This window comes from Vibrio sp. 10N.222.52.B7, from assembly GCF_041474275.1.
GTDB classification, from domain to species: domain Bacteria; phylum Pseudomonadota; class Gammaproteobacteria; order Enterobacterales; family Vibrionaceae; genus Vibrio; species Vibrio crassostreae_C.
The window spans coordinates 1-2,280 of record NZ_JBFRTU010000130.1 but is presented as its reverse complement, the minus strand read 5'-3'; the positions used below and the strand labels follow the sequence as shown (position 1 = coordinate 2,280).

2 protein-coding genes are annotated in these 2,280 nt (G+C 43.8%); both read left to right on the top strand.

Going from position 1 to position 2,280, the window contains the following annotated elements:
- Positions 1-284: 284 nt before the first annotated feature.
- The gene (locus tag AB4512_RS21245) at positions 285-1,682 is read left to right on the top strand and encodes an FUSC family protein (RefSeq protein WP_372074740.1); all 1,398 of its coding nucleotides are present in this window, start codon (positions 285-287) and stop codon (positions 1,680-1,682) included.
- A 40-nt stretch (positions 1,683-1,722) separates the two neighbouring features.
- Complete coding sequence (locus tag AB4512_RS21240; protein WP_017060533.1) at positions 1,723-2,262, top strand: isochorismatase family cysteine hydrolase; 540 nt, start codon at positions 1,723-1,725, stop codon at positions 2,260-2,262.
- Positions 2,263-2,280 lie beyond the last annotated feature (18 nt).

The following is a 2,280-nucleotide window of genomic DNA, read 5'->3' as shown; positions in this document are numbered from 1 at the left end:
GGAAAGCCGCGATGAACCTAAAATAATCGGAACAACTAGCCAGCTTAGAAGAACGATAAACCTGATGTTCTATCGCTATTAACTATTAGAAGATCTATCGATCATTATCAGCATCGAACAATATCGTATAAGTAGAGTGACTGATCGCCCCCCTTCCCCTGAATGTTAAACGATGCAATAGAGTTGCTATATTTGATGGATCAAGGCCTTCAAACTAGAGTTTAGGCTGACCAAAAGATCAGGCAATATCCTCGTATTCGATCCCTCTGCCGCTAAACCCCACTATGCTACTCATTATAAAGTCACTGAGCACTCCAGCCAAGAATGCCATAAAGGTTGCCCTAGCATTTTGTTTAGCTATCTACCTTGCGTTGTATTTTAACCTTGAGAAGCCTTACTGGGCGGCTATCGTGGTCAATATATTGGCCATCACTGATACTATTACTGCTGGCAAGAAAAAAGGCATTCTCAGATTGTTGGGGACGCTTTGTGGCGCGTTTGTCGGGCTTTGGTTAATCGCTGTTTTTGGGCAAGATCGATATTATTTTTTAGCAAACATCGCACTGTTACTCGCAATTTGTATATACATGGGTTCCGATCCGGTCATCGGCTATGCTTACATTACGGCATTTATTGTCTGCATCCTGCTGGCAATATCTGGCAGCTTTGATGGTGTAGCTACATTTAATATTGCGGTACTAAGGCTGCAAGAAACCCTGCTTGGCTTCGTGGTCTATACGACCATCTATAGCGTGGTTTGGCCTGAGGATGATGACACACGCTTTAACAACGAAGTCAGTGTTGTTTTAGAGGCGATGTCTACCCTCATTCATTCACTCGCTTACAATGACTCAGCGCAGCGTTTCCAGTTACACACGAGCTGCGAGTTAAATATTGAAAGCCCGACCTTCAAAGCGCTGAACGATCTGATGCGCCTGCCCGATTTGCATGGCCGTATGCCTGCCAGAAAGCAGTGGAAGCATCAACAGCAAACTCAAGCAATCTGGGTTGCCAAACAGTTACTGCAAAACGCCCATGATCAAGGGGTTGATCACAATGATTTTTCGATACTTAACCAGGCTATGGCTTTTATTGAAGCATCATCGGTTAATGTCGATTACAAGCCCCCTTTTCCAGAGACAGTCAAACAATTCTACCAGGGTAACTTTAAGAAAAAGCGCTTATTTGCCCGATTACTTGACAACAGCCAGCAACGATTAAGCAATACGTTAGTCGGCACAATGAGCTTCATCTCAGCAATTCTAGTCTGGATATATCTACCAATATCATCGGGAAGTCTGTTCATCATTAACAGTGCCATTTGCGCCTTGATATTAAGCAACATGCCTAGGCAAATGATAAAGCACTGGACCATTGGCTACTTAGCCTTTGGGTCACTGTTCCTCATTCAGTATGTTCTGCTGTTACCTTCGATGACCGAAGTATGGCAATTAATGGCATTTTACTTTGTTAATGTCTTTACGGTGTATCGCCTGTTCGCTGGTAATCAGTGGATGGTCTATCGAGTTCTCGGGGGCAACCTATTAGTAATGATTACCATGAGCGCAACGCAACTTGTGCCTGTTTATGACGTCACTACCCCTTTGAACCTACTCATTTATATGATGGTTGCACTGGCTTTCATCCGCTTTTACACCCGTTTAATACACCGTAAAAGTTAACCACTATAACCTCACACAAAGACCACTAAGGCATAAAGTAATGAAAATGAGTAAATGCTCTGCGCTTGTCGTTATCGACCTGCAACAAGGTATCGTTGATCAATTACCGGAAACCGTGTCCCGACCGATCATAGAGAACAGCCTTGCTCTCTGCGATGCATTTGATGATGCTGATTTACCCGTAATTATTGTTAATGTAGCCGGTCGTCCACAAGGCCGAACGGAACTGCAAAATAAAGCGGCTCAGCCTGACGCATCAAAGATCGTATGGGGAGAGGTCATCGAAAGCCTGCGCCTAAACCCTAATTATCGCTATCTAACCAAATATTCCTGGGGTGCATTTACCAACACAGATTTGCAGAAGCAGCTTTGTGAGCAAGGTATTACGGATATTTATCTGACCGGGGTAGCAACAAGTATTGGGGTCGAATCAACGGCTAGACAAGCATTTGAACTGGGTTATAACGTGGTGATTGTCGAAGATGCGATTGCAGATATGAACCCGATGAACCACCAGCACAGCTGCCAAAATATATTCCCAAAACTCAGTGTTTTAGCAAAAGCTCAAGACTTGCTATAACTGTCTCGTCCTAAAATA

Bases quoted from the DNA above. Each gene is read 5' to 3' on its own strand.
- AB4512_RS21245 (WP_372074740.1), top strand. From the start codon at position 285: ATGCTACTCATTATAAAGTCACTGAGCACTCCAGCCAAGAATGCCATA.
- AB4512_RS21240 (WP_017060533.1), top strand. From the start codon at position 1,723: ATGAAAATGAGTAAATGCTCTGCGCTTGTCGTTATCGACCTGCAACAA.